Source organism: Vibrio sp. D173a, assembly GCF_030248475.1.
This window is the reverse complement of record NZ_JAHGAH010001300.1, coordinates 1-650: the sequence shown is the minus strand read 5'-3', so window position 1 is coordinate 650 and position 650 is coordinate 1. Positions and strand designations below refer to the sequence as shown.

The 650-nt window shown below is 47.8% G+C and carries 1 protein-coding gene; it reads right to left on the bottom strand.

Annotated features, from left to right (window positions below):
• Positions 1 to 184 precede the first annotated feature (184 nt).
• Positions 185 to 650 (bottom strand): GDP-mannose 4,6-dehydratase (locus KIV40_RS32970; RefSeq protein WP_285353587.1); only part of this gene is annotated, 466 nt, incomplete at its 5' end.

Sequence of the window (650 nt, the reverse complement as noted above, 5' to 3'; positions counted from 1 at the left end):
TGTTTAGCGTTTTTCCAGAGCTTTATGGTGCGGTGCATCAGCTAATAGCCTATAGCGCTCAATAACCTTTAACTCATCCGTCATTCCAGAATCGAGGTACGAGATATCTGGAATCTCTCTTTTCTAATCTCTTACCTCTGCATTCCCCAAAGAAGTTGGAGTTGCAGCTTTCAATTACATCAAGTTAGTAACCATTGGGGTTATTCGACTGCCACTTCCACGTATCCGCCGTCATTTCATCAACACTGCGTGTCGCTTTCCAACCTAGATCTCGCTCGGCTTTTTCAGTACTTGCCCAGCACTCAGCAATATCACCCGGGCGACGTGGACAAATCTCATAAGGGACTGGCTTACCAGAGGCTTTTGCAAAGGCTTCTACCATCTCTAGAACACTTGAGCCTTTACCTGTGCCTAGGTTGTAGATATGCAAACCCGCTTTCTCGCCTACTGCTTTTAGTGCTGCAACGTGGCCATCGGCTAAGTCCATTACGTGGATGTAATCACGAACGCCTGTACCATCTGGAGTTGGGTAATCGTTACCAAATACCGCTAACTTCTCACGGCGACCGACGGCCACTTGAGCGATAAATGGCATTAAGTTGTTTGGAATGCCTTGCGGGTCTTCACCCATAGTGCCTGATGGGTGTGCG